The organism is Accumulibacter sp., from assembly GCF_031732815.1.
Taxonomy (GTDB): domain Bacteria; phylum Pseudomonadota; class Gammaproteobacteria; order Burkholderiales; family Rhodocyclaceae; genus Accumulibacter.
The window spans coordinates 1-5,774 of the sequence record NZ_JAVMKF010000105.1 but is presented as its reverse complement, the minus strand read 5'-3'; the positions used below and the strand labels follow the sequence as shown (position 1 = coordinate 5,774).

At 65.0% G+C, this 5,774-nt stretch carries 4 protein-coding genes; 3 read left to right on the top strand and 1 reads right to left on the bottom strand.

Going from position 1 to position 5,774, the window contains the following annotated elements:
• The 3 genes from RKP46_RS08210 to RKP46_RS08200 all read left to right on the top strand — a co-directional run.
• Window positions 1–1,073 (top strand): response regulator (locus RKP46_RS08210; protein WP_311106195.1); only part of this gene is annotated, 1,073 nt, incomplete at its 5' end.
• Between the two features lie 7 nt (window positions 1,074–1,080).
• Window positions 1,081–2,787, top strand: coding sequence for a CheR family methyltransferase (locus RKP46_RS08205; RefSeq protein ID WP_311106194.1), 1,707 nt, complete (start codon window positions 1,081–1,083; stop codon window positions 2,785–2,787).
• The gene (locus RKP46_RS08200; RefSeq protein WP_311106193.1) at window positions 2,780–4,624 is read left to right on the top strand and encodes a response regulator; all 1,845 of its coding nucleotides are present in this window, start codon (window positions 2,780–2,782) and stop codon (window positions 4,622–4,624) included. Before RKP46_RS08205 ends, RKP46_RS08200 begins: the two co-directional genes overlap by 8 nt.
• 158 nt (window positions 4,625–4,782) lie before the next feature.
• Here RKP46_RS08200 and RKP46_RS08195 read toward each other — a convergent pair.
• The coding region (locus RKP46_RS08195; protein WP_311106192.1) for a PAS domain-containing protein at window positions 4,783–5,774 on the bottom strand (992 nt) is incomplete at its 5' end.

Here is a 5,774-nt window from a genome sequence, read left to right as displayed (position 1 = left end):
AGACGCTGGTTGCCGCGTGCGGCGCCGACGGCCTGGCGCTTGCCCACCGCCATCGACCGGCCGGGATTCTGCTCGATCTGGGCCTGCCGGACATGGACGGGAACCGGGTGCTGCATGCGCTGAAGACCGACCCCGATTTGGCGCAGATTCCGGTCTACGTGATTTCGGCGCGCGATCGCGACGCCGCGCTGCTCCGCCAGGGGATCGTCGGTTACCTGCAGAAGCCGGTCGATGCTGAGCAGATCGCGCGCGCCGAGAGCGAGGTATTGGCGGCTGGCGCGGCGTTGCTGGTGGTCAGTAGTGGCGGCATCGACGCCGACGAGATCGCGCGCATCGCCGGTTTCCGCTGTGGTCTGGTACGTGAGTGCAGCGACGACGCGGCGCTGCAGGCGGCGCTCGCCGAGCGCGTCTGGCGCTTGGCGATCGTCGACCTGAGCGGTCGCAGCGCCGACGATGGCGTCGCGGTTGCCGAAGTCATCCGCCGCTCAGACCCGCGCAGTGCGCTGCTCTTCTTCTCGAGCGAACCGCTCTCCGAGCCGGACGAAGCGCGTCTGCGCGCGTATACGGACAGCATCATCGTCAAGACACCGCAGGTCGATCGCCGCCTGCTCGACAACATCGAACGTTTTGTCCGCGAGGCGCCGAGGGCGAGTGACCGGCGGTTGGCCATGGAAGATGGCGAGACGGTCGGAAAGCGTCTGAGTGGACGGCAGATTCTGGTCGTGGACGACGACCCCCGCAACCTCTTCGTGGTTACCGCTGCGCTCGAGCAGAACGGTGCTCTCGTGCGCGGCGCGGTCAACGGCAAGCAGGCGCTCGAGGTGCTCGGGAAGGGCCAGGTCGATCTGGTCGTCACCGACATCATGATGCCGGAAATGGACGGCTACCAGACGATTGCCCGGATTCGCGGCAACCCGGCCCTGGCCGACCTGCCGATCATCGCGCTCACCGCCAAGGCGCTGCCCGAAGACAAGGAAAAGGCGCTCGCCGCGGGCGCCAACGATTACCTGTCGAAACCGGTGGATTACGATGTGCTGATCAACATGGTTGCCCTCTGGTCGGCGCGGCGCTGAGACGGCAATGGGGGTCGTCCGCCTGGCTTCCGACCAGCGCCGGCACATCGGTGTCCTCGGCCGCCTGCAGTCGGCGGCGGAAAGGGCCGAACTCCTGGCGCTGCTGAATGAGCCATCGAGCGCCAGCGAACCTCTGGAACTGGACATCTACGACGCCGACACGCTGCCTGCGCCGATCACCGAAGCGCTCATCCGGCTGCTCGACCAGGGCTGCACGCTGCGTATCGTCGCCTACCGCCCGCTGCTCGTCCATTGCCTGATGCGCCTGGGGCTGCCCGTTCGGCAAGTCTCCAGGCACGATGGGCTGACCCCGCTTGAGCCGTGCCGGGCGCTGGTTCTCGGTGGATCGGCCAACAGCCTGGACAAGATTCTCCAGATCATCGCTCATCTGCCGGTCAGCGAGGCGGTGGTCTTCGTCGTCCAGCACGTTCAGGAGGACGCCACCAACTGGCTCGACAGGCTGCTGCAGGTGCGCACAAGCTACGCGGTTCTGATGCCGCAGCACCTGGTGCCAGTGGCTCCGGGTACGATCTACGTCGCGCCTCCCGGGCATCACCTGAAGGTGGCGCACGGCTTGATCTATGTTACGCGCGACCGCAAGGTTCGCCATGCCCGGCCGTCGATCGACATCCTGTTCGAGGCGGTGGCCGGCGAATATGGCAAGGGCGCGCTCGGCGTTCTGCTCTGCGGTTTCGGTCAGGACGGCGTGGACGGCTGCGCGGCCCTGCGCCGCGCTGGCGGTTGTGTGATCGTCGAAGACGGCGACGATTGTGCGGACGCGCGCGTCCTGCCGGATGCCGCGCGGCGCGCCGGCCACTTCGATCACATCATGAAATGCCCGGTGATCGTCAGCGTCGCCGCGGCGGCCGTTGCCGGGCCGCAGGCCGAGCCGGGCGGCGAACTGCTCGATCTGTTTCTGGAGGCGCTCTGGCGGCAGTACGGCTACGATTTTCGCGGCTACCAGCGCGACAGCCTGACGCGCCGGATGAGGAACATGATGGGTCGCTTCGGTCTGCCGGCTTTCGCCGATTTTCAGCGCGCTGTTCTTTCGCAGCGGCCGCTGATTGAGCGGATGGTCGCCGAAATCTCGGTCGGGGTGACGGGTTTTTTTCGTCATCCTGAGCAGTTTCGGCTGCTGCGCGACGAGGTCTTGCCGTATCTGGCCAGCTTTTCGGTGCTCAAGGTGTGGTCCGCCGGTTGCGCCACAGGCGAGGAAGCGTATTCGTTGGCGATCCTGCTCGACGAGCTCGGCTTGCTGGCGCGCACCCGCCTCTTTGCCACCGACATCAACGACCATCTGCTTGATCTGGCGGCGAGCGGCCTGTTTCCGTCAGACTCCTTGGCGAGCAGTCGCGCCGACTATCTGGCGAGCGGTGGGGGGCGAGATTTGACTGCGTACGTCGAGCGTGGCGGCCGCTACCTGAAGGTAGGCGAGCGCCTGCGCGAGGCGGTTCTTTTCCACCGCCACTCGCTCGTCACGGAAGGCGTTTTCAACGAATTTCAGCTTATCCTCTGTCGCAACGTGATGATCTATTTTGATCGTGAGGTGCAAAGAAAAGTGTTGCACCTGTTTGCCCGCTCGCTGCATCCGGATGGTTTTCTCGTCCTCGGTCCGCGTGACGGCTTGATTCAGACGGCGCGCGAAGAGGGCTTCGTACCGCACTTCGGCGATGCCCAGATTTACCGTTTTCGGGGAGCGGTTCGCCATGACTGACGATTTCCTGATCCTGGTGGTGGACGACAACGCGAACAACCGCTTCGCGCTGCGGGCGCTACTCTCACGCCTGCCGGAGACCGAGGTGATCGAGGCGGCAGCCGGTGAGGAAGCGCTGATGCAGACGGTGACGCGCGACATTCACCTGATCCTGCTCGACATCCAGATGCCCGGCATGGACGGTTTCGAAACCGCGCGCCATCTGCTGATGACCGAGCGTACGCGCAACATTCCGATCATTTTTCTGACTGCTGTCTTCAAGGCGAAGGAGTTCATCGAGCGCGGCTTTGCCATCGGCGCCGTGGACTATCTGACGAAACCGATCGAAGACAATCTTCTGCTTCCGCGAGTCCGCTTCTATCAGGTGCTGCACGCTCGGGAAAACCGCCTCGCCGATGTCGTCCGGCAGCTTCGTCGGCAGGAGCGTTCGCTGAGCGTTGCCTTGAGTCAGGCGGAAGCCGCGAATCGCACGAAGAGCGTCTTTCTGGCCAACATGAGCCACGAGCTGCGCACGCCGCTCAATGCCATCATCGGCTTTTCCGAGGTTGTCGCGCGCTCGGCGACGATCGGCCCGGACGATCGAAAGAATCTGGAGATCATTTATCGCTCGGGGAATCACCTGCTGACCTTGATCAACGAGATTCTGGACTTCTCAAAAATCGAGGCCGGGCGCGTCGAAGTGGTCGACGAAGCCACCGATCTTGGGCTGCTGCTCGACGAAATCATCAAGTTGCTGTTGCCGCGCGCCGAGCAAGCAGGCCTGGCCTTGCAGGCGCGAGTTGACACGATTCCGGGCGTGGTGCGCATCGATGCCACCAAGCTGCGCCAGGTCCTGCTCAACTTGCTGGGCAATGCGATCAAGTTCACTCGGCAGGGGAGCGTCGTGCTGGAAGTGCGCGGCGAGCCGCCGCGCGAGGGCGCCGCGCGTGTCGATTTCGCCGTGCGCGACACGGGCATCGGCATTGCGCCGGCCGATCAGCAGCGGATCTTCGAACCCTTCACGCAGATCGTGACGCACGCCACCGGTGCCGGGACGGGGCTGGGTCTCGCCATCACACAACGTTATCTGAAGATGATGGGCGGCGAACTGACGGTCGAGTCGACGCCAGGCGAGGGTTCGGTCTTTCGCTTCACGCTGGTCCTGGCGCTGGCGAGCGAAGCCGTCGCAGCGCCGGCCAGCAAGGGCGCGGTGATCGGGCTCGCCGACGCCGACTGCGGCAAACGGATTCTGATCGTCGACGACGATGCCGACGCGCGCCGCCTCCTGGTGCAGATCCTGGCGCCGCTCGGCTTTGCACTGGCGGAAGCGGTTGATGGCGTGGACGCGATCGCTCGCGTGGCGAGCTTCTGCCCGCACCTCATCCTGATGGATTGGCGCATGCCCGAGCTCGATGGTTTGGCAGCGACCCAGCAAATCCGCGCCGAGCAAGGCGAGAAGGCGCCGCCGATCGTGATGTGCACGGCAAATGCGCTGGAGGAGCAGCACAGTGCGGCGATTGCCGCCGGAAGCAGCGGCTTTCTGGCCAAGCCGGTGCACCGGGAGGAACTGTGTGCGCTGCTGGAAGAACAACTCGGGCTGAGTTTTCTGCGCGAAAGCAGCGAGCCGCAGAAGGCGAGGGCGGTCGCCATTTCGTCAGGAGAACTGCTCGAAGAGATCGCCAGCCTGACCGAGGAAACGAGAGCGGCGCTGGGCAAGGCGGCCGAGGAATTGAACACGAGCGAGGTCAGTACCTTGCTCGCGCGCCTCGGCGACGAGCATCCCCGCCTCGCCCGGCATATCGCTGCGATGGTCGAAGAGTTTCAGTTCGAGGAGCTGATCGCCTTGCTGCACGTGTGATGCGGTCGCCGTGAACGACTTGCCGCGGGTGAGCGCTGCTCGTGGTGATCCGCCGCCGCGCACCGGCGAGCGCCTGGCGCAAGCGGCAGAGCGTGCCCGCCTGGCATCTCGTTGCGTCCAGGGGCTGGCGCCTTGCCACCCGTTGCCGCCAGCGTCGATCAGGGAAGGCTGCTCTGATAGCGCCGAGCTTCCGAGTGCTGCGCCTTGAACGCCAGTTCGACGCGCGTTCCCGGGCCTGGCAGCACGCGCAGCTCGCCTTCGATCTGATTGACCAGTCCGGCCAGCAGTTGCGAACCCAGCGTCTTGCCGCGCTGCAACGAGAAGCTGGCGGGCAGGCCGACACCGTCGTCGGTCACCGCCAGGCAGACTCGCTGTTCCTTGTCTTCCCACAACTCAACGACGACGGTGCCGCTCCGGCCCTTCGGAAAGGCGTGCTTGAAGGCATTGGTCACCAGTTCGTTGACGATCAGTCCGCAGGGAATCGCCGTTTCCAGGCCGAGGACGATCGGCGCCAGGCGGCGTTCGATGGCCACCCCGGGCGTGCACAGTTGCTGCGCCAGGTGACCGATCATCTGTTCGAGGAAGGTTTCGAAGGCGATGCTGGACAAGTCTTCCGAGTGATAGAGCTGTTCGTGTACCAAGACCATGGCGCGCACGCGATCGGCGCTCTGGGTGAAGATGGCGCGCGTCGCGGCGTCGCCGATTTCCTGTGCCTGCATGTTGAGCAGGCTGCCGACAACCTGCAGATTGTTTTTGACGCGGTGATAGATCTCGCGCAGCAGGACCTCTTTTTCGCGCAGCGAGGCCTGGATGCGCGCTTCGGCGCGCTTGCGGCCGGCGATATCGGCGTGCGTTCCGAGCATGCGTAGCGGCTGCCCGTCGGCTGCGCGGCTGACCACCTTGCCGCGCGCCTGCACCCAGTGCCAGTCACCGGCGCGGTGGAGCATGCGATATTCGACGTCATACTCGGGAAGTTCGCCGTCGAAATGGCGCTGCAGGCAGGCTTCGACCATCGGCAGATCGTCCGGGTGCACACGCTCACTCCAGTTCTGGCGGCTGGCGGCGAACTCACCGGGCGCGTAGCCGAGCATCGAATACCAGCGATCGCTGAGGAACAGCGACTGGTTGTGGACGTCCCAGTCCCAGACGC